This is a genomic window from Thermococcus sp., from assembly GCF_026988555.1.
Lineage (GTDB): Archaea > Methanobacteriota_B > Thermococci > Thermococcales > Thermococcaceae > Thermococcus.
Genome location: NZ_JALSLB010000035.1, coordinates 38,764 through 57,079, shown reverse-complemented (window position 1 = coordinate 57,079; position 18,316 = coordinate 38,764). Strand labels below are relative to the sequence as shown.

At 53.8% G+C, this 18,316-nt stretch carries 20 protein-coding genes; 8 read left to right on the top strand and 12 right to left on the bottom strand.

Features of this window, described 5'->3' with window-relative positions; genetic code table 11:
- A partial coding sequence (locus MVK60_RS05120; RefSeq protein ID WP_297437114.1) for a CDC48 family AAA ATPase occupies nucleotides 1-2,174 on the bottom strand: 2,174 nt, incomplete at its 3' end.
- Entirely contained in the window at nucleotides 2,171-2,932 is a 762-nt protein-coding gene (locus MVK60_RS05115) for a hypothetical protein (RefSeq protein WP_297437111.1), read from the bottom strand. The genes MVK60_RS05120 and MVK60_RS05115, both read right to left, overlap by 4 nt.
- A gap of 227 nt (nucleotides 2,933-3,159) precedes the next feature.
- On the opposite strand from MVK60_RS05115, the gene glp reads away from it, so the two are divergent.
- The 3 genes from glp to nth all read left to right on the top strand — a co-directional run bounded on the left by glp (nucleotide 3,160) and on the right by nth (nucleotide 5,572).
- On the top strand, nucleotides 3,160-4,362 hold the full coding sequence (gene glp, locus MVK60_RS05110) for a gephyrin-like molybdotransferase Glp (RefSeq protein ID WP_297437108.1): 1,203 nt from the start codon (nucleotides 3,160-3,162) through the stop codon (nucleotides 4,360-4,362).
- Between the two features lie 81 nt (nucleotides 4,363-4,443).
- On the top strand, nucleotides 4,444-4,875 hold the full coding sequence (locus MVK60_RS05105) for an ATPase (RefSeq protein WP_297437136.1): 432 nt from the start codon (nucleotides 4,444-4,446) through the stop codon (nucleotides 4,873-4,875).
- Nucleotides 4,841-5,572, top strand: a complete 732-nt coding sequence (nth, locus tag MVK60_RS05100) for an endonuclease III (RefSeq protein WP_297437106.1) — start codon at nucleotides 4,841-4,843, stop codon at nucleotides 5,570-5,572. The genes MVK60_RS05105 and nth overlap by 35 nt, the downstream gene beginning before the upstream one ends.
- Here the strand turns inward: nth and MVK60_RS05095 are convergent, their stop codons facing one another.
- Both MVK60_RS05095 and MVK60_RS05090 read right to left on the bottom strand, forming a co-directional pair.
- A complete protein-coding gene (locus tag MVK60_RS05095; protein ID WP_297437105.1) occupies nucleotides 5,573-6,148 on the bottom strand; it encodes a potassium channel family protein in 576 nt (191 codons plus the stop codon).
- Nucleotides 6,141-6,746, bottom strand: coding sequence for a potassium channel family protein (locus MVK60_RS05090; RefSeq protein ID WP_297437103.1), 606 nt, complete (start codon nucleotides 6,744-6,746; stop codon nucleotides 6,141-6,143). Before MVK60_RS05090 ends, MVK60_RS05095 begins: the two co-directional genes overlap by 8 nt.
- A 317-nt stretch (nucleotides 6,747-7,063) precedes the next feature.
- Between MVK60_RS05090 and MVK60_RS05085 the strand changes: the two genes are divergently transcribed.
- The 3 genes from MVK60_RS05085 (at nucleotide 7,064) to MVK60_RS05075 (ending at nucleotide 10,070) form a co-directional block, all read left to right on the top strand.
- Nucleotides 7,064-7,834: a sugar phosphate isomerase/epimerase gene (locus tag MVK60_RS05085; RefSeq protein WP_297437100.1), complete on the top strand. Its 771-nt coding sequence runs from the start codon at nucleotides 7,064-7,066 to the stop codon at nucleotides 7,832-7,834.
- An 85-nt stretch (nucleotides 7,835-7,919) separates the two neighbouring features.
- The gene (locus tag MVK60_RS05080; protein WP_297437098.1) at nucleotides 7,920-9,344 is read left to right on the top strand and encodes a CoA-binding protein; all 1,425 of its coding nucleotides are present in this window, start codon (nucleotides 7,920-7,922) and stop codon (nucleotides 9,342-9,344) included.
- 18 nt (nucleotides 9,345-9,362) lie between these two features.
- Complete coding sequence (locus MVK60_RS05075; protein ID WP_297437096.1) at nucleotides 9,363-10,070, top strand: acetate--CoA ligase family protein; 708 nt, start codon at nucleotides 9,363-9,365, stop codon at nucleotides 10,068-10,070.
- A gap of 28 nt (nucleotides 10,071-10,098) precedes the next feature.
- Here the strand turns inward: MVK60_RS05075 and MVK60_RS05070 are convergent, their stop codons facing one another.
- From MVK60_RS05070 to MVK60_RS05035, 8 genes are all read right to left on the bottom strand, one after another.
- Nucleotides 10,099-11,235 (bottom strand): MFS transporter, encoded by a 1,137-nt coding sequence (locus MVK60_RS05070; protein WP_297437094.1) that lies wholly within the window; start codon nucleotides 11,233-11,235, stop codon nucleotides 10,099-10,101.
- 78 nt (nucleotides 11,236-11,313) lie between these two features.
- Nucleotides 11,314-11,682 carry a hypothetical protein gene (locus MVK60_RS05065; protein WP_297437134.1) on the bottom strand — a complete coding sequence of 123 codons (369 nt, stop codon included), beginning with the start codon at nucleotides 11,680-11,682 and terminating at the stop codon, nucleotides 11,314-11,316.
- On the bottom strand, nucleotides 11,679-12,500 hold the full coding sequence (locus MVK60_RS05060) for a cysteine synthase family protein (RefSeq protein ID WP_297437092.1): 822 nt from the start codon (nucleotides 12,498-12,500) through the stop codon (nucleotides 11,679-11,681). The genes MVK60_RS05065 and MVK60_RS05060 overlap by 4 nt, the downstream gene beginning before the upstream one ends.
- A gap of 160 nt (nucleotides 12,501-12,660) precedes the next feature.
- Nucleotides 12,661-13,251 (bottom strand): hypothetical protein, encoded by a 591-nt coding sequence (locus MVK60_RS05055; protein WP_297437090.1) that lies wholly within the window; start codon nucleotides 13,249-13,251, stop codon nucleotides 12,661-12,663.
- 42 nt (nucleotides 13,252-13,293) lie between these two features.
- Nucleotides 13,294-13,848 (bottom strand): DUF998 domain-containing protein, encoded by a 555-nt coding sequence (locus MVK60_RS05050; protein WP_297437088.1) that lies wholly within the window; start codon nucleotides 13,846-13,848, stop codon nucleotides 13,294-13,296.
- Between the two features lie 9 nt (nucleotides 13,849-13,857).
- The gene (gene thiI / locus MVK60_RS05045) at nucleotides 13,858-15,003 is read right to left on the bottom strand and encodes a tRNA uracil 4-sulfurtransferase ThiI (RefSeq protein WP_297437086.1); all 1,146 of its coding nucleotides are present in this window, start codon (nucleotides 15,001-15,003) and stop codon (nucleotides 13,858-13,860) included.
- A 4-nt stretch (nucleotides 15,004-15,007) separates the two neighbouring features.
- Nucleotides 15,008-15,331 carry a hypothetical protein gene (locus MVK60_RS05040; RefSeq protein ID WP_297437084.1) on the bottom strand — a complete coding sequence of 108 codons (324 nt, stop codon included), beginning with the start codon at nucleotides 15,329-15,331 and terminating at the stop codon, nucleotides 15,008-15,010.
- A 45-nt stretch (nucleotides 15,332-15,376) separates the two neighbouring features.
- The gene (locus MVK60_RS05035; RefSeq protein ID WP_297437081.1) at nucleotides 15,377-15,985 is read right to left on the bottom strand and encodes a nitroreductase family protein; all 609 of its coding nucleotides are present in this window, start codon (nucleotides 15,983-15,985) and stop codon (nucleotides 15,377-15,379) included.
- Nucleotides 15,986-16,081: 96 nt separating this feature from the next.
- On the opposite strand from MVK60_RS05035, the gene MVK60_RS05030 reads away from it, so the two are divergent.
- Both MVK60_RS05030 and pfkC read left to right on the top strand, forming a co-directional pair.
- On the top strand, nucleotides 16,082-16,795 hold the full coding sequence (locus tag MVK60_RS05030) for an aspartate/glutamate racemase family protein (protein WP_297437079.1): 714 nt from the start codon (nucleotides 16,082-16,084) through the stop codon (nucleotides 16,793-16,795).
- Nucleotides 16,796-16,872: 77 nt separating this feature from the next.
- Nucleotides 16,873-18,252 carry an ADP-specific phosphofructokinase gene (pfkC, locus tag MVK60_RS05025; RefSeq protein WP_297437078.1) on the top strand — a complete coding sequence of 460 codons (1,380 nt, stop codon included), beginning with the start codon at nucleotides 16,873-16,875 and terminating at the stop codon, nucleotides 18,250-18,252.
- Nucleotides 18,253-18,316: the final 64 nt, after the last annotated feature.

Genomic DNA, 18,316 nt, shown 5'->3' with positions numbered 1-18,316 from the left:
CTGAGTATCTCCAGTCTGGCCTTCTCGTCTGGTGCTGGAACGAGTATGAGCCTGTCGAACCTTCCGGGTCTCAGCAGGGCCGGGTCCAAGATGTCCGGCCTGTTCGTTGCGGCTATGATGACGACTCCGCTGTTCTCCTGGATTCCATCCATCTCTGTCAGCAACTGGTTGATGAGCCTGTCCGTGACTCTGTCTCCCTCACTGCCCCTTGCAGGTGCTATTGAGTCTATCTCGTCGATGAAGACCACAGTTGGTGCTGCCTGCCTCGCCTTCCTGAATATCTCCCTCACCCGTTTCTCGCTCTCGCCCACCCACTTGCTCAATACTTCGGGCCCGCGGATTCCAATGAAGTTGGCCTCACTCTCGTTGGCAACGGCCTTTGCGAGCAGGGTCTTACCCGTTCCCGGCGGTCCGTAGAGGAGGATCCCTCTTGGAGGACTTATCCCGAGTCTCTGGAATGCTTTTGGATATTTTAGTGGCCATTCAACGGCTTCCCTCAGTTCTCCCTTAACCTCCTCCAGCCCTCCAACGTCATCCCAGCGAACGTTCGGAACCTCTATCAGCACTTCCCTGAGGGCGCTAGGTTCTACCATCTTCAACGCCTCGTAGAAGTCGGACTTCCTGACACGTAGCTCCTGAAGAACCTCCGAGGGTATCTTTTCGTGTTCTGGGCTTATCTTGCCTTCCTTTATGAGTCTCCTGAGTACCGTCATAGCGGCCTCCCTGGCGAGCGCGGCCAGATCCGCCCCCACGAAGCCGTGGGTCTTTTCGGCTATCTCGTCCAGCATCCTATCGATGAGCCGGAGCCTTACCTCGGTGTACACCTCACCGTCTTTTCTCAGCAGGTCCATAATCTCCTCCTCGGAGGTGGCCGTTTCGATGGAGCTCAACGTGCTTTCAATTTTTTTTCTATCAAAGCTCTCCCGCTCCAGAAGGGTTTTCAGGATGCGGATGACTGTGGCTTTGTCGTAGCCTGGTTCCAGAGGCATTCCTCTGGTGTGTATCTGGAGTATCTCTTTCCTGCCCTGCTTGTCGGGAACGCCGACTTCAATCTCCCTGTCAAAGCGCCCGGGCCTCCTCAGGGCCGGGTCGAGGGCATCCGGTCTGTTGGTGGCGGCGATGACTATGACCTTCCCGCGGCCTTTAAGGCCGTCCATGAGGGTGAGCAACTGGCTGACAACGCGTTTTTCCACTTCTCCAACAACCTCCTCTCTCTTGGGTGCTATCGCATCGATTTCATCTATGAAAATGATGCTAGGAGCGTTCTCCTCGGCCTCTTTGAAGATCTCCCTCAGACGCTCCTCGCTCTCACCGTAGAACTTGCTCATTATCTCGGGCCCGTTGATGGCTATGAAGTGCGCATTAGCCTCGTTGGCGACGGCTTTGGCCAGGAGCGTCTTACCCGTTCCCGGCGGGCCATAGAGGAGAACCCCCTTTGGCGGCTCGATGCCAAGGCGTTCGAAGAGCTCCGGGTGCTTAAGCGGGAGCTCGACCATCTCGCGGATCTTCTGAATCGCGTCGCTAAGGCCGCCGATATCCTCGTAAGTAACCTCCGGGATCGCCTCCTCCCTAACCTCAACGGCCTGCGGGAGGACCTCCACCTCTGTGTTGTACGTTATCTGGACTATCCCCTTTGGGATCGTGTTCACCACAACGAACTTGAGCTCACCAAACCCGAGAGGCATTGACGGGAAGAGGTTGCGGATGAGGTCGTCAAAAGGGGAACCCCCGTAGAAACCGGTTTCGCTCTGGCTGCTCGCCACCACAAGGTCACCCTTTACCAGCGGCCTTCCCAGGAGGTTCCCCTTGACCATCTCTCCTGGTATCTGGAGAAAAACTCCCTTTTGGGCCGGTGCGAGGGTTACCTTCTTGGCCTCCACCACCTCTGCCTTCTTGACGGTTATGTAGTCGCCGATGCTCACCCCTGCGTTCCTTCTGATGTACCCGTCCATCCTGACTATGTCCAGTCCACGGTCGTCCGGATGGGGGTTGGCCACTATCGCGGCCGTGGTTCTTTCACCCACGAGCTCGATCACGTCACCAGGTTCAACACCGAGCTGACGCTGGTATTTCCTGTCGAATCTGGCGATCCCCCTTCCAACGTCCCTCTTCAAAGCCTCAGCAACGCGTAGCTTTATCTCACCGGTCTTTTCTTCACCCTTACCAAAAATCATTTTGATCTCCTCCCCTGCTTTTTAATGGCTTCATCAAGGGTTATGTTACCGAGCGCCACTTCCCTTGCCAGGCGGGACGATATAGTTATCGTACCACTAATTTCACGGCTTCTCCTCTTTATGTCCTCTATCTCCCGTTTTGTGGGTTCCTTAACTTCCAGCAGGTCCCCTATCCTCCTCTCCTGCCCATCCCTGAGCCCTATGTTAATGGCAGCCACGATGTCGCTCACCCCCGATGGTTCAAGCCCACCAACCTTAGGGGTGGTTTTATCCTCGTTGACCACGGTGATTGGGTAATCGTAACCAAGGAGATCCGCCAGGCTTTTTAGCATCAGCATCCTCTGTCTCCGGGCCCCATGTCCTATTTTAATCCTGGCACGGGGGTACTTCTCCAGTAGCTCGACGATTATGTCAACGTCCTTGGGACTCCTTAGATGGTAAACCTCGATCACTCGGTTATCCGCAACGACGCTCAGTCCGGGTCTCTCTCCGGGGTCTATAGCAATATAAACCTTCTTAAATCCTTCCCTTCCTTCGAGTCTGACCAGCAGTTCGTCTATGAAAGTCTCATCTTGGACGGGGATTTTAACGGGAAACTTCACCCTGGGGAGGTCCTTCTCTGCCGTCAGGACAACCTCCACGTCGAAGGGTATCTTTTCACCCACCTTAAGGCTCAGGAATGGTATCCCGTACTCTTTAAGCACCTTTGTCACCGTATAGTACACGCGGGCATCGCTCGTTACTACCGCCACCCTCATGCTCCTTAGTTCGTTTTGAGAATTAAAAACATTTCTAATTGGCTTAATTTGGAGTTTCGACTGCAAAAAGCGTTAAATAACTGGAAAAGAGCTTATGAGTCCTTTTGGGCTGGTAGAAATTGTAGTATGGACGCAGCCGCAGGGGGACGATAATGTGGGGGGATGGTAAACGTCTATATTTACGCAACCCATTTATAGAAGGTCTCCCCCCTCTATTCGGTGATGTTATGGCGTTCCTGAAGGTTGTCGCACTTGAGAAGGCCCTTGAGGTTATAGACTCATTCCCTTTGAAACCTGCTGTTGAGGATGTACCCCTGGAGGAGTCCCTCGGTAGGGTTCTGGCTGGAAATGTGCTCTCCCCAGTGGACGTCCCGCCCTTTGATCGGGCCACCGTTGATGGGTACGCCCTTCGAGCGGAGGACACCTTCATGGCGAGCGAGAGCGAACCTGTTAAGTTGAAGGTCATCGACGAGGTAAACGCTGGAGATACCCCCGACTTCGAGTTGAACCCCGGTGAAAGCGTTTACATCTCAACAGGAGCCCCCCTCCCAAAGGGCGCCGATGCAGTGATACAGTTCGAGGACGTGGAGAGGGAGGGGAATGAGGTGATACTTTCCAAGCCTGCCTATCCGGGCCTCGGCGTCATGAAGGCCGGGACGGACATCCCGAAGGGAGAACTCCTCCTCAGGGGGGGCACGAGGCTTGGATTCAAGGAGACTGCCCTCCTCTCCGCCGTTGGTTTCTCTGAGGTGCCTGTCTTCAGAAAGCCGCGGGTCGCGGTAATAAGCACAGGAAGCGAGCTGGTTCTCCCGGGTGAGGAGCTCAAGCCTGGCAGGATTTACGACATCAACGGAAGGGCTATAACAGATGCAATTCGGGAGATTGGCGGCGAAGCACTCTTCCTCGGCATAGCGAGGGACGACCGTGAGAGCCTGAAGGCCCTAATCGAGAGGGGAGTTGAGTGCTGTGACATCGTGGTCCTCAGCGGTGGCGCGAGCGGTGGGATAAGGGATCTGACCAGCTCGATAATCAAGGAACTAGGTGAGGTCAAGGTGCATGGCATAGCGATTCAGCCGGGAAAGCCGACGATAATAGGCCTGATAAACGGAAAACCTGTCTTCGGCCTGCCCGGCTATCCAACGAGCTGTTTGACGAACTTTACCCTCCTCGTGGCACCGCTCCTCAGGAGGCTACTTGGAAGGGAGAGTGAGACGAGAAATGTAAGGAAAAAGCTCACTCATAAGGTCTTCTCCGTTAAGGGCAGGAGGCAGTTCCTCCCGGTGCGGATTGAGGGGGCGAAGGCAGTTCCAATCCTCAAGGGGAGCGGGGCAGTGACGAGCTTCATAGATGCGGATGGCTTCATAGAGATTCCGGAGAACGTGGAGATCCTTGAGGCCGGGGAAGAGGTTGAGGTGACGTTCTTCGGCTGAACTCATTATCCCTTTTCCTTCCCTGCCGAGATCGGACAACAACTTATTATCCTGGAGGTTGAAGTGTTTATGGTGATCGCTATGAGGGTCCTACTGAAACCGCTCTTTGATGCGGAGCTTCCCTCGGGCTTTGAAGACATCCTAAAGGCCAAACTCTCTGGCAGAGAAGTTAGAACGGGGGTTGAAGTAGAAGTTGAACTTCTTGGGAAACCCCTCAAGTTCAGGGTTCTCCTAGCCGAACCCTCCCCGCTGAGAATCGGGAGTGGGGTGAATTTGGAGATAGTGGGTGGAGCCCTTGAGGTTTTAGATATGGAGTTCGATGACCCCGTTGAGGGAGTACTGCCCTTTGGAAAGGGTTTCGTCGTGATGTTCCCCCGGCGGGTTCTGATATTGAACCAAAATGGGCAAAAGATTTATAGTGATGAGTTCGGTGAACTTAACAGTGTTAACGTATCCGAAGACGTGGTGGTGGTAGTTCATGACCGGAGTAAAATCCGAATCGTTAAGCCTTGAGGGATTCACCTTCGAAGAGAGCTGGCAGGAGAAGAAAAAGCGAGCCGAGCGAATAGTGGAGGTTCTGATGAAAACGCACCCCCGGGAGAAGCTTCTCATAGGGGATCCCTACAGAACGCTCGTCCACTGCATAATCTCTCAGCGCATGAGGGACGAGGTAACCTACAAAGTGTGGAGGGAGCTTTTCAGGAGATATGGGGGTATTAAGAGGATAGCTAACACGCCGGTTGAGGAAATGCGCGAGTTCCTGAGGGGAAGGGGCGTCGGCCTCTGGAAGACGAAGGGGGAGTGGATTGTGAAGGCATCGGGGATAATCCTCAATAAGTACGGTGGGAAGGTTCCCGATGACATCAAAGAGCTCATGAAGTTGCCCGGCATAGGGCGGAAGTGTGCTAACATCGTTCTGGCCTATGGTTTTGGGAGGCAGGCAATTCCCGTTGATACTCATGTGAATAGGATAAGCAAGCGTCTCGGCCTTGCTCCTCCAAGGATTCAACCTGAGAAGGTCGAGGAATACCTGATGGAGCTTATCCCAAGGGACAAGTGGATCTACGTGAACCACGCGATGGTGGACCACGGGAAGAGCATATGCAGACCTGTGGGACCGAGGTGCGGGGAATGCCCGTTGAAGGAGCTGTGTCCGTACGCCGGGGGACTTGTAAATGATGCGGATCTAAAGGGAAATCGGAGAGGGTAATCAGTCTTCCTCCACCTCTTCGCCGGCAAGTCCCCTCAGCCTGTCTAGGTCGGAACCAACCGCTATCAGGACGTCGCCTTCCTCCACAGTGTCATCCTTGCCAGGGTTGTAGATGTAACGGGTTCCACGCTTTATGGCGAGTATCCTCGTGCCTATCTTGCTCGGGAGCTTGAGCTGCTTAAGGGTCTTTCCCGCGAGGACCGATCCCCGCCTCACGGTTACCCTTCCGAGCTCCTCGTCGGTGTCCTCCATTATGCTCAGGATGATGGGATGGGGTTCTATATCGCGGAGGATTATATCGGCCACACCGTAGGCAGCGTCGCTAATGCGCTCGTTTATGTCGGCGAGATCCATTATGCTGAGCATGCTTTCTGGGTCCTCCTCCTTCTTGGCCGCCCGAAGTGCGAGCCTCTTAACTTTAAGCGTTAAATCATCCATCCGCTCCTCCAGGAGGTAGACCTCCTCAGCTATGTCCATGCTGTTGTACATCACAGATGAGAAGGCCAGGTCTATCATAAGGGCTGAGAGGTCCTTCATCTCAATTAGGCAGTTTCTGATGTCGTCGAACTCATCCATTGGGCATCACCTTTATGATACCCCTCGCTATCTCCTTGAGGTAATCCAGTGCCGTTCTTGTACCCCTGCCGATGATTATATCGCCGGGCATAATTTTCGTATCCTCGTCTGGGTCGAAAATCCAGCGCTTTCCGCGCCTTATGGCCACCACCCATACCCCTGTGTTGGTTGGGATATCAAGTTCTTCCAGGCTTTTCCCGACCAAGTAAGAATCCGGGGAGACCATCACCCTTCCTATGGTTTCCTCACTCTCCATTATGACTTCCGTTATGAGCCTGTGCAGCTTCTCCTCGATGACCATCTTGGCAAGATCGGCGGCCGCGTTAGATATGTCGTCTATTGATCTGGCCATCTGGAGAATGGAGGTTATTTGTTCCGCTTCCTTGATGTTTCTGGCCGCCAGAACGGCCCTAACCATGAGATTGTAGTTGAGTATGTCGAGGTATTCCTCCAGCTCAAGAACCTCTTCGGCTATTTCCTTTTCCCTGAACAGGGCGGCGGAGTACGCGAGATCAACCATGAGTTCCGCCGTGTTCTTCATCTCGACAAAGATGTCCTTGACGTTGTTTGGAACCTCAACCTCGTCCCACTCCTCCACTAACGTTCCCCCCTCGCCCTCCTACTCGAGGCCACCCCTTATTTACTTTTCTCTTTTCGAGCCGTCTATCGGCATAAGCGAGCGGTCGATGTGGATACTTTTATGAATAAAGATACCCAAAGATGAAGGGGATGCGATGGTGTCGAAGATGACGGCCGCGTTTCACCCGGGAAGGGTAATGGAGGTTCTCGTGGCCTACATAGCGTACCGCTTCTCCGTTGACCCTGATAACGTTGCAATATCCACGTCACGACGATGTCCGATGTTACGGTACGCTATTCGTCGTCCTGCTCGCAGAGATGATGGTCGGTGGTTGAATGTTAGGTTTGTCCACGACGGCACTGGGGGACGAACCCCTTGAAAGGTGGTTAGAGGAGGTTAGCTCCGCAGGATTCAAATTCGTTGAGTGGATAAATGAGTGGCCCCGCTACATGGATGCGGGGAGTGCCAGGGCTCTGGCCGAGGAGATCCGATCCTTTGGACTGGACCTGAGCATCCATGCCCCCTTCAGCGATCTGAACGTAGGTTCCTTTAACGAACGCATAAGGAGGGCGTCTATGGGTTTGCTCAGGGAGACGCTGGAACTCGCTGTAGATATCGACGCCATAGCGGTAACCGTTCACCCCGGCCACTGTTCACCACTGAGCAGGAGGTACAGGGAGGAGTACATGGAGATTCATCGCTCGTCACTCCGCACCCTGGACGAATGGCGTGAGGAGTTGGGAGTTAAGTTGGGCGTCGAGAACATGCCTTATTTCCCCATCCTGGACGCCCAGACCCCGGAACGGCTGAGTGAGCTCCTTGAAGGCACGGGGCTTGGGGTCACCTTTGACGTTGGCCATCTGAACACGAGCACGGGGGAGTTTAAGCGCTTTTTGGAGCTTCTGGGGAACAGAGTGGTTCATCTGCACCTTCATGACAATCATGGAATAACTGATGAACACTTGGCCCTGGGGGAAGGTACCGTTCCGTGGGATGAGGTCCTTCCACGGCTCCCTAATGTCCCGGCAACCCTTGAGGTGAGGGGAATCAAGGAAGGTAAAGAAAGCCTTTATTTTCTGAAAAAGGTGCATAAATGGACTTTTTAATTCATCGGAGGCCTTTTTTGGGTGACATAAGGCTTTTATACATCGAACTCGAAGGAAAAATGGCACATATTTTTTGTTTGGAGGGATGGACATGGAGAAGATAGTCAAAGAACTGAGACCGTTTTTCGAGCCGAATGCTGTGGCTATCATCGGCGCCACTGACAAAAAGGGTAAAGTTGGAAACGTCATTTTTGAGAACTTCAAGATGAACAAAGAGCGCGGGGTTTTTAAGGGCAGTATATACCCCGTTAATCCAAAACTCGATGAGATAGGGGGTTATAAGGTCTACAAGAGTGTTACAGAACTCCCAGAGAACACTGATCTGGCCGTTATCTCGATACCTGCCAAGTTCGTGCCCTCAACTATGAGGGACATCGCGAAAAAGGGCATAAAAAGCGTCATCATCATCACAGGTGGTTTCGGTGAACTCGGGGAAGAGGGTAAGAGGATGGAGAGGGAAATACTGGAAATCGCTCGGGACAACGGTATAAGGGTAATCGGACCGAACTGTGTTGGTATTTATGTACCAGATACCGGTGTTGATACCGTCTTTTTGCCCGAGAACAAGATGGACAGGCCGGAGAGCGGGCCGATAGCGTTCGTTACTCAGAGCGGCGCGTTCGCGGCGGCAATGCTTGACTGGGCTGCAGGCGCAGGTATTGGCATTGGAAAGATGGTGAGCTATGGCAACAAGCTCGACGTCGACGATGCCGACCTCATGGACTACTTCATCCACGATGATGAGATAAACGTCGTCACCTTCTACATCGAGGGAGTGAAGGATGGCAGGAAGTTTATTGAGGCCGCTAGGAGGATAACCCAGGTCAAGCCGGTTATCGCCTTGAAGAGCGGAAGGACCGAGTACGGTGCCAAGGCGGCCTCAAGCCACACCGGTTCACTCGCCGGTGCCGACACTATTTACGATGCCGTCTTCAAGCAGACCGGAATAATCCGCGCCGAGGACTTCGAGCACATGTTCGACCTCGCAAAGGCCTTTGCCGCACTCAAGGACAAGCTCCCGAAGGGCGAGGGGATAGGCATCATCACCGACGGCGGTGGAGCGGGCGTCATGGCCAGCGACGCCGTTGCCAAGTTCGGCCTCAAGATGGCCGAGCTGAGCGAGGAGACCCTCAAGTACCTGAAGGAGAACTTCCCACCGCACGCCGTAGCTGGCAACCCGACCGACGTCGTCGGCGACACCGACGCCCGGAGATACAAATACGCCATAGAGGCCTTCGTGAGGGACCCCAACGTCGACGCGATAGTCGTCATCGTCCTCTTCCAGGTCCCTCTCCTCGATGAGATGGAGGTAATAGACATACTCGCCGAATACGCAGAGAAGAGTGAGAAACCGATCGTGGCGGTGGCCATGGGCGGTAAAAAGACGGAGTACTACGCCAAGATACTTGAGGATAAGGGGGTACCCGTTTATCCAACCCCTGAACGGGGTGTTAGGGCCCTGGCGGGCCTTGTTCAGTACTCCAAATATCTTGAAAGGATTAAGGGCTGATACCGTGGGGTGTGAAAGATGAAGGAGGAAGCCTTGAAAGTTATTGAAGCCGTTAAGGCATCCGGTAGGAATTCCCTCGTGGAATACGAGGCTAAGCAGGTATTGAAGGCCTATGGCCTTCCGGTCCCCAATGAAAAGCTTGCGAAGACCCTCGACGAGGCATTGAAGTACGCCGAGGAGATCGGCTATCCCGTCGCCATGAAACTGATGTCGCCGCAGATCCTCCACAAGAGCGACGCCAAGGTCGTTCTTCTCAACATAAAGACCCCCGAGGAGCTGAAGGAGAAGTGGGAGCTCATCCACGAGAACGCGCGCAAATACCGCCCGGACGCTGAAATCCTGGGCGTTCTCATAGCTCCGATGCTCAGGGTCGGCAGGGAGATCATCATAGGCGTCACCGAAGACCCCCAGTTTGGACACGCACTCATGTTCGGTCTCGGAGGAATCTTCGTCGAGGTTCTCAAGGACGTCACCTTCCGCATAATCCCGATAACTGAGCGCGATGCGAGAAAGATGATCCAGGAGATAAAGAGCTACCCGATTCTGGCCGGAGCGCGCGGTGAGGAGCCTGCGGACATAGACGCCATAGTCAACCTCCTCCTCAAGGTCAGCGAGCTCGTGGACGACCTCGATGACTACATCAAGGAGATGGACCTCAACCCGGTCTTCGTCTACAACGAGGGTGAAGGAGCGGTCGTCGTTGACGCCAGGATCATCCTGAAGTGACTCTCTTATTTTATGCCTTTACCTGTTTTCATCTATTTTTACTTATCTGCGGTCCCCTTAATCCAAACCTAACCACGAAAACCAGAAGCGCCACGATCCCGAAGAGCCCGATAAATGTAAATCCCCGGCTGAACCCAAGAATTCCAATTATCACCGGCCCCAGTGCCTGTCCGATGTCTTTTATGCTCTCAAGGAACCCCAGGGCCGCCCCGTGGAGCTTTGAGACCTCTGTGGCAAGGGGCTTTGTCGAGGCTTCGCTTAGGGAGGCCCCTACCGAGAACGACAGTGCACCCACGATGACGAGCGGCAGGGACGAAGCGAGCGAGAACGTCAGCATGGCCGCCCCGACCAGTACCATCCCCCCGATTATAGGCCTCGTCCTGCCCACTCTGTCGCTGAGATATCCAGCGTAGGGCTTCACAATGGCCATGACACCCACTTCGAGGCTCAGTATCAATCCGGAGAGCCAGGCTTTCCCTTGGAGATAGTAGAGGAGGGGCAAAAACGTCTCTATCCCCTGGTACGCCATGTAAACCGCCGCGTCCAAAAGGCCTATCAGCAGCAGGTTATCGTTGAACGTAAACTCGAAGCGTTCCGGCTTTCCATCGGGGACAGGAAGTCTGAAGGTTAGAGCAAAAACGATCAAACCCGCCACCGAGCAGAGGACGAATACCACGGAGAACCCCAGAAAGTATATGATGCTCCCGGCAATGAGGGGAGCCAGGGCACGACCAGCGAGCGTCGCGGAGCTTAGGAACCCCATGAACGTGCCCTTCTTCTCGGGGTACGTATCGCTTATCAGTGCGAATGAAACCGGAACGAACACGGCGGTTGCTATGCCGTAGTAAACCCTGACAAAGGCCAGCGTGAGGGCGTTCCCTGCCAGGAAATAGAGGGGGGGTGCGGTGAGAAAGACGAAGCCGCTCATCTTGAGCAGTTTTCTTCTCCCGTACACATCGCTTAGGACTCCCGAAGCGAAGTTGACGATTATCCCGGTAACCGTCGAGGCCGCGGCAACCAGCCCGATCTCCTCCCTTCCCAATCCCAGATCCCGGGCGTAGAGGGGGAGGGTGGGGGACTTGCTCATCGTTGAGCCGAGGATCGCGAAAAAACCGGAAATGAGGAGGATATAGAGGACCTTAGATCTCGTCCGCACGGGTTGCATCTCCGAAAAGAGGTGTAATCCTCTCTTTAAATAGTTTCGTATTGTGATATGGCGGTGAGTATGGTTTGATATCTGTTATTAAGCTCCATTGGAGGCCTCGATTTCCAATTCTCCGTTTTCCTCTTCGGTGCCTCCGTTTTCCTCCTCCTGATAAACTGCCTGTATGTAGCCCAAGATGTCGTGGATTACAAAGAAGCTTATAGTGGCGTCCACCGCTGAAAAGAGGTTTCCCGCAATGAGAAAGAGCAGGGCCAGAAAGAAGTTTATTCCCACATAGATGAGCGCCACCTTGATGGCGGTGCGGTTCTCCCTCCTTACTCCGTAGGCCAGGATAAGGCTCAAAAACGCGAAGAGGAGATAGATGATGGAATTCCATGCATACGCGTAGTAGAGGAGCATGACACCGTTGATAAAAAGGAGGAGGGTCGCAAGGCTTAGGCGCTTCATGTCGTCCACAGATAATCCTCAAAGACCTCCACGTATTTAAACCCATCGTCTGGGAAGATGAGGACGTAGGTCTTCTCTCCGAGCTCCCCGGCAACTTTCTCATAGGCCCTCACAACTGCCCCGGAGCTCAGGCCTATGAGAAGACCGTCGCTTCTGGCAACGCGGATTGCTCCTTCGATGGCTTCCCCCCGTGTTATCTCCAAGACCCTGTCCACCTCGACCTGGAAGTACCACTTGGGCTTCGTCTCAAGCCTCTTGATGCCGGGTATCTTCTCACCCTTCGCAGGGACGACGCCGATAACCTGCGTATCGTAGCGCTCCTTGAAGTAGCTCGCTATGCCTGCTATGTGTCCCGAAGTTCCAATGCTGGCTATGATGACATCGGCCATTTTTCCTATGCTCCTCAGCTGTTCCTCAATCTCCCTGGCGGTGAAGCGGTAGTGGGCATCGAAGTTGTCGTCGTTCTCAAACTGGTTCAGGTTCACTGCTCCTGCCTTTCTGGCCTCCTCCTGCACAAAGCGCACCATCACTGGGTCTATCGTCTCGAAGTCCGTCATGACGACTTCGGCACCGAGAACCCTCAGGAGAACCTGCGTCGCCCGGGGCGTTGGCTTCGGCAGATATGCCCTGAACTCGATGCCAAAAATGTTGCTCAAAGCCGCCATAGAAATTCCAACGTTGCCGGAGGTTGCCTCAAAAAGCCTTTTCGTGCCGTTGATGTCCCCGCGCTCCAGGGCCTTCATAAGCATGTTAAAAACGGCCCTGTCCTTTATGCTCCTGCTGAAGGGGTTAAAGAACTCCAGTTTGGCAAAATACATCCCCCCTTTCCGCTGAAAGCCTTACGAGGGGGGTGGGCTTGTACCTTTCAAAAAGCTCAAGTGTGCCCTTAAACACGTTCATTTGCCATCACCGGAAAAGGCTTGGAGGAAGTCTTTAAAAGCTTTCCGTAAACGTTCAGTTATACACAAAACTGGGTAATTAAAGGACTCCCCAGTTCATAAGCTGCCGCTTAATCTTCCTGAACTCTCCGGGCGAGCCCCTCACCACAGGATGCCTCGGCACAAAGGGGCACTGTTCTTCGGGTTCGATGCTTATCCCGAACGTCCTTATATTCTTGGCAATTCCCACTATCTCCTCCTTGTCCAGGCCTATGAGGGGCCTCAAAATGGGCAAATCGCTCGCAGTGCTTATTATGAGCAGGTTGTCGAGGGTTTGAGAAGCGACCTGGCCGAGGCTGTCTCCCGTGATTATCGCCTTTGCCCCAATCCCATGCCCTATTCTGCAGGCCTTCCTCACCATCGTCCACTTGCAGAAGAGGCACGTCCACTTGGCCTTTCCAATCCCTGCCAGCTTCGAAAAAACCGGCGCCCCCTCCTCATATGCGTTAAAGATTACCGGCTCGTTCAGCCTTCCGTACCTTCCAAGAACCTCGCAGAGCTCAAGAACCTTGGACTCCTTCTTAGAACTCTGCCTGAAGTGGACTGGCGTTACCTCCATCCCTTTCCTGAGCATGAGGTAGATTGCCACCGGCGAGTCGATGCCAGAGCTTAAGAGAGCCACTGCCTTCATGATTGAAGAAAAAGGGAAGGGATATATGAAGCTTTCCTCAACTCAGAGTTTAAAACCCCTGAGCTGGAGCAGGGCGATGTAGAGGAACCACGCCAGTATTGTGGTGGCCCCTACAAGCTCCGGAATGGCCAGGCCCTTGAAAACTCTCGCCTTCACGAGATAGAGCATCAGGGCAAATGTGAGCACCGCCAGAACGCTCCAGGCATAGCCGGCAGATGTCCCAGAACGGCCGAGTTTTATTCCGACGATGGCTATGTCCGTCAGCGCGAGGACGTAGAAAAAGACAGCCGCCGGGGCGTGGGGTGCGTACTCCTCCGGAAAGACCCCCACGAGGAACAGGAGAACCATCGCAAGGGGCATCAAGTAGGACAGGCCGTTTCTCAGGGCGCCGATGGCGGCTATGAGACCGAGAACCGCGAAGACCATCAGAAAGCCGTTGAAGTAGTAGTTCACCGGGTTCCTTATTGAACCCATGTCGCTCAGGGCGTTTCCCGTGAAGGAGAACCAAGGGTTGGCATGGATAACCAGGGCCAGGCCGAGGATAAAGATTACCGGAAGGGAAAGGCTGATGTACGCGGAAAGCTTAGCAAAATCCATTTTATCACCTCAACATTCCTTTCGCTTTGGTTCCTCCCCAAAAACCGCTCTGTAAATCTTCCGGAACTCCTCCCAGGAGCCCCTTATTACCGGATGCTTTGGAATGAATGGTATCTCGTCTTCAGGCAGGGTTGAGAGCTCAAACGTGCCTATCTCCTTCGCTATCCCAACTATCTCCTCCTTGTCGAGCCCAACGAGCGGGCGGTATATCGGCAGGTCCGTTGCCTGACTGACGATGTACATGTTCTCAAGGGTCTGGCTTGCCACCTGTCCGAGGGAATCGCCCATGACGATGCCCTTCGCCCCGAACTCCCTTGCTATTCTATCGGCGTTCCTCACCATCATGTACTTGCAGAAGACGCAGGTGTATTTGTCTTTCTTCAGCTCCTTGAGCTTTTGAATAATCCTCTCGCGCTCCTTGGGCTTGACCACTATCAGCTCGCCCTTTCCACCGTAGCCGTACTTCTTCAGCTGACCCCATATCCTCCTGACCTTTTCGAGGGTCTTCTCACCCATGTAGATGTGGACTGGGATGACCTCAACGCCGCGCTTCATCATGAGGAAAGCGGCAACCGGCGAATCTATGCCGCCGCTGAGGAGCGCCACCACCTTTCCCTGAGTGCCGATAGGAAGGCCTCCCCAGGCGCGGATTTTGTCAACGAAGAGGTATGCTTTGCCATCCATCAGTTCGATGCCGACCTCTATTCGTGGGTTGTGGAGGTCAACATCCGCATCCTCATTCTCGTATATATACTCACCAACCTTGGCCCCTATCTCCGGGCTCTTCAGGGGGAATTCCTTGGTTATACGTCTGGCCGTCACCCGGAAGGTTGGCCTCTCAAGGCCTAGCTCTTTTCTCTTTCTCCTGAAGAGCTTCAGCGCAGTTCTGTTAATTTTATCCAGCTCAGCATCAACCTCCATCGCCTGGGAGAGCGACACTATGCCAAAGACCCTTTCGAGAACACCAACCGCCTCGTCTGCTCCGTTTGTTTTTACGAGGATTCTGCCGTGCTTTGCCCTTATCCTCTTGAATTCAATCCCCTCGCTCACCAGGGCCTCGCGGATGTTGTTCATGAGTATGCTCTCAAACCATCTCCTCGTCTGCCTGGATTTCGTTCCTATCTCCCCGTAGCGTACTATCACGACGTTGAACATTGAATCACCTCGATACCGGTATCTTAACCACTATCTCCACGTACTTCTGCACGGTTTCGTAGAGAACCAGTGAGACAACGTAGGACGACAGCAGCATGAGTTCGTTCATCTCGAATATGTGGGCCGCTATCTCCTTTGCCCTCGGCGTTGCGTTGACTATAGTCTCCATGTACCGCTCCTGAAGCCTGTGGTTTATCTCTATCGCAAGAACCAGTAGGAGGACGGCGGCTAGCCCCCACATCTTCCCCATGGCCAGCATCAGGAACAGCGTTGAGGCCACTACGATCCACCCACCGATTACCCCGAGGAGAATAACGAACTCTATCATCTTCCCACCGTATCCTCAGTTAGGAATGGGGCATAAAAACGTTGCTCAAAGGAACTCCGTTACATCCTCCGCGGATCTCCTGCGCTTTCTCGGTGTTGGGTCCGCCCTTGGGTATCCTACTGGGATGACCCCAGCCAGGTAGTAACTCTCCTTTAGCCCCGCGAGCTTTCTGACCTCTTCGTCTATTCCCCTGAAGTTTGTTACCCCTATGTAAACAGTTCCAAGGCCAAGCTCCACCGCCTTCAACATGAGATTTTGAATCGCCATCGCCGCACTCTCGATGCTCCACAGAAGCTCCAGCTCATCGTACTCCCTCCCCTTCAGGAAGCGGACGTTCCGGTCGATGAAGACCGCAACGTAAGCCGGCGCCCGGTACATTCCCTCTTCGTACATCCTTGTCTTCAACTTTTCCATCTTGTCCGCCGGCAGGTTCACGGCCCGGTAGTACTCCATCATGCCCTCCGCTATGAGTTCGTACAGCTTCCCCACAGGCTCCGGGCTTTCAAACACTATGAACCTCCAGTTTTCAAGGCCACTCGCGGTGGGGGCCCATATGGCGGCCTTTATGAGCTCCAGCAGAGTATCCCTCGGGATTGATTCATCCTTGAAATACCTCACGGAAGTTCTCCCGTTGATAGCTTCGTCCAGCTCCATGCTCTCACCGTTGCCTTTTCATCGGGGTTCCTTAAGAGCCTTCCTCCAACCAAAGGTTTAATAAAATCCTCCGCCGATTCCACTTGAGGTGAGGGGATGTACGGATGGAGGGAGAGGATCGGACTCATCATCCCGTCGTCAAACACCACCATAGAGATGGAGCTTCACGCGTTTCTCCCGGAGGGTGTTTCGCTTCACACAACGAGGATACCATTGAAGTCCATTACGGAGGAAGAGCTCCTAAAGATGAGTTCGCTTGCCGTGGACGGTGCGAGACTTCTTAAGGACGCCGACGTTGACGTGATCCTCTACGGCTGTACGAGCGGCTCCTTCATCGGGGGCAGAGACTTTGAGAAGGAGCTTGAGGCGAGGATAGAGGACGAGGTTCATGTCCCCGTGGTGAGCACGAGCACCGCCGTTGTCGAGGCCCTGAGGGTTCTGGACGCCCAGCGGGTTCTGGTGGTGACCCCCTACACGGAGGATATAAACGAGCGTGAGAGGGAGTTTCTTGAGGCGAACGAGTTTGAGGTGCTTGATATACGGGGACTGGGCATAGAGGAGAACACTGACATAGGAAAGGTGGAGCCTTATGGGGCTTATCGCCTAGCCAAGGCGGCTTTCATGGAGGAGGCCGACGCGGTGTTCATAAGCTGCACCAACCTGCGGACGTTTGAGATAATCGCTCCCCTAGAGGAAGACCTCGGTGTCCCGGTTGTCACGAGCAATCAGGCCTCCCTCTGGCTTGCCCTTAGGGAGATGGATGTCATGGAGAAGATCCCTGAACTTGGGATGCTTTTCACGGAGTTCTGACTGCCAATTCCATCCCTCCGAAACTCTTTTAAAATGGAGCACCTTCTCTACAGTGTTAGTCACTGAGGGTGATACATATGGATGCCGGGCTTCTCAACGGGGCAAGAAACCTCTCGATTTACACCGCCTACAACACCAACGTCGATGCCATAGTTTACCTGAACGGAGACATCGTTCAGAGGCTTATAAACGAGTTTGGGGCGGAGGAGGTGAAAAGAAGGATCGACGGGTACCCCAGGGAGATAGATGAACCCCTGGATTTTGTTGCCAGACTAGTGCACGCCCTTAAGACCGGGAAGCCCATGGCGGTGCCCCTTGTAAACGAGGAACTCCACAGGTGGTTCGATGACCACTTTGACTATGACGTTGAGAGGATGGGGGGTCAGGCGGGGATCATAGCGAACCTTCTGGCCAGTCTAGACTTCAGAAGAGTCGTCGTCTACACGCCGCATCTTGCCAAGAGGCAGGCTGAACTCTTCGTCAGCAGGCCGAACCTTCTCTATCCGGTCGTCGAGGACGGGAAGCTAGCCTTTAAGCATCCCCGCGAGGCTTACCGCGAGAACGATCCCATAAAAGTAAACAGGATATTCGAGTTTCGTGCTGGCATGAAGTTTAAACTTGGAAACGAGACGGTAACCGTTCCATTCTCAGGTAGATTCATCGTTTCGGCGCGTTTTGAGAGTATACGAGTATACACAGAGGAGGCGTTGAAGCCGTTTCTCCCAGGGATTGGGGAAGGGGTCGACGGTGCAATCCTCTCCGGTTACCAGGGTATAAAACTGCGCTACTCCGATGGCAAAGACGCCAACCACTACCTGAGGAAAGCCAAGGAGGATGTGATGCTCCTGAAGCGGAGAAAGGACGTTAAGGTTCATCTCGAATTCGCGTCCATTCAGAACCGGGATCTGAGAAAAAAGGTTATATACAATCTCTTCCCCCTGGTTGACAGCGTTGGCATGGATGAATCCGAGATAGCCTACGTCCTGAACGCCCTTGGGTATCCGAGGCTTTCGGAGAGGATATTCACCTACAACCGCATCGAGGACTCGGTTCTTGGGGGGAAGATAATCTTGGACGAGATGAACCTTGAGATTCTGCAGATCCATACGATCTACTACCTCATGTACATCACGTCTAAGGATAATCCACTTAGTGAGGAGGAGCTCAGAAGAAGTCTGGAAGTTGGAACAACGCTGGCCGCTGCCCGGGCGTCCCTTGGGGAGATACGGTCTCCTGAGGACTATCGGGTTGGTTTAAACGTTCCGTTCAACGAGCGCGGGGAGTACGTTAAACTCCGCTTTGAAGAAGCTAAGAGGAGGACGCGGGAGTACAAGGTTGTTATAATTCCAACCCGCCTTGTTAAAAAGCCCGTCTCCACCGTGGGGCTGGGAGACACTATCTCAGCCGGAGCATTTACGAGCTATCTATCCCTACTGCGGGAGAAAATGGCCTTCTAACCCATTCCTCACGATCAACGGTTTTTAAAATGGATCCTTGCACGGTGTTTCGGGTTTGACAGAA

Excerpts from the sequence above, each read along its gene's own strand:
- MVK60_RS05055 (WP_297437090.1), bottom strand. The coding sequence starts at position 13,251 with ATGAAGGCAGTGGCTCTCTTAAGCTCTGGCATCGACTCGCCGGTGGCA.
- MVK60_RS05080 (WP_297437098.1), top strand. The coding sequence starts at position 7,920 with ATGGACATGGAGAAGATAGTCAAAGAACTGAGACCGTTTTTCGAGCCG.
- nth (WP_297437106.1), top strand. The coding sequence starts at position 4,841 with ATGACCGGAGTAAAATCCGAATCGTTAAGCCTTGAGGGATTCACCTTC.
- MVK60_RS05095 (WP_297437105.1), bottom strand. The coding sequence starts at position 6,148 with ATGGATGAGTTCGACGACATCAGAAACTGCCTAATTGAGATGAAGGAC.
- MVK60_RS05050 (WP_297437088.1), bottom strand. The coding sequence starts at position 13,848 with ATGGATTTTGCTAAGCTTTCCGCGTACATCAGCCTTTCCCTTCCGGTA.
- MVK60_RS05060 (WP_297437092.1), bottom strand. The coding sequence starts at position 12,500 with ATGTATTTTGCCAAACTGGAGTTCTTTAACCCCTTCAGCAGGAGCATA.
- MVK60_RS05030 (WP_297437079.1), top strand. The coding sequence starts at position 16,082 with ATGTACGGATGGAGGGAGAGGATCGGACTCATCATCCCGTCGTCAAAC.
- MVK60_RS05075 (WP_297437096.1), top strand. The coding sequence starts at position 9,363 with ATGAAGGAGGAAGCCTTGAAAGTTATTGAAGCCGTTAAGGCATCCGGT.
- MVK60_RS05105 (WP_297437136.1), top strand. The coding sequence starts at position 4,444 with ATGAGGGTCCTACTGAAACCGCTCTTTGATGCGGAGCTTCCCTCGGGC.
- MVK60_RS05070 (WP_297437094.1), bottom strand. The coding sequence starts at position 11,235 with ATGCAACCCGTGCGGACGAGATCTAAGGTCCTCTATATCCTCCTCATT.
- MVK60_RS05065 (WP_297437134.1), bottom strand. The coding sequence starts at position 11,682 with ATGAAGCGCCTAAGCCTTGCGACCCTCCTCCTTTTTATCAACGGTGTC.
- pfkC (WP_297437078.1), top strand. The coding sequence starts at position 16,873 with ATGGATGCCGGGCTTCTCAACGGGGCAAGAAACCTCTCGATTTACACC.
- glp (WP_297437108.1), top strand. The coding sequence starts at position 3,160 with ATGGCGTTCCTGAAGGTTGTCGCACTTGAGAAGGCCCTTGAGGTTATA.
- thiI (WP_297437086.1), bottom strand. The coding sequence starts at position 15,003 with ATGTTCAACGTCGTGATAGTACGCTACGGGGAGATAGGAACGAAATCC.
- MVK60_RS05085 (WP_297437100.1), top strand. The coding sequence starts at position 7,064 with ATGTTAGGTTTGTCCACGACGGCACTGGGGGACGAACCCCTTGAAAGG.
- MVK60_RS05040 (WP_297437084.1), bottom strand. The coding sequence starts at position 15,331 with ATGATAGAGTTCGTTATTCTCCTCGGGGTAATCGGTGGGTGGATCGTA.
- MVK60_RS05115 (WP_297437111.1), bottom strand. The coding sequence starts at position 2,932 with ATGAGGGTGGCGGTAGTAACGAGCGATGCCCGCGTGTACTATACGGTG.
- MVK60_RS05035 (WP_297437081.1), bottom strand. The coding sequence starts at position 15,985 with ATGGAGCTGGACGAAGCTATCAACGGGAGAACTTCCGTGAGGTATTTC.